This is a genomic window from Streptomyces barringtoniae, from assembly GCF_020819595.1.
GTDB lineage: Bacteria > Actinomycetota > Actinomycetes > Streptomycetales > Streptomycetaceae > Streptomyces > Streptomyces barringtoniae.
In genome coordinates this window covers 1-288 of the sequence record NZ_JAJHNP010000133.1, presented here as the reverse complement: position 1 = coordinate 288, position 288 = coordinate 1, and the positions used below count along the sequence as shown (strand labels likewise).

Sequence of the window (288 nt, the reverse complement as noted above, 5' to 3'; positions counted from 1 at the left end):
CATGCGTTCGTGCCCGTGCTGCGTCGGAACCGTCCCGAGGTCACCAGCCTGACCACGGCCGTGGCCCAGGCGCACGTCAGGGGCGTCGGCATCGACTGGGAGAAGCACTTCGCCGGGACGGGGGCGCGCAGGGTCGACCTGCCCACCTACGCCTTCCAGCGGGAGCGTTACTGGCTGGAAATTCCGGCCGTTCCTGCTGCCAACTCCGCAGCTGCGGCCGAAGCCGGTTCGGTGGATGCGCGTTTCTGGGAAGTGGTGGAGCAGGGGGATGTGCAGTCGCTGGCTTCG

At 68.8% G+C, this 288-nt stretch carries 1 protein-coding gene; it reads left to right on the top strand.

Going from position 1 to position 288, the window contains the following annotated elements; genetic code table 11:
* Positions 1 to 288: hypothetical protein (locus LMU33_RS41055; protein WP_228627240.1), on the top strand; the 288-nt coding region annotated here is incomplete at both ends.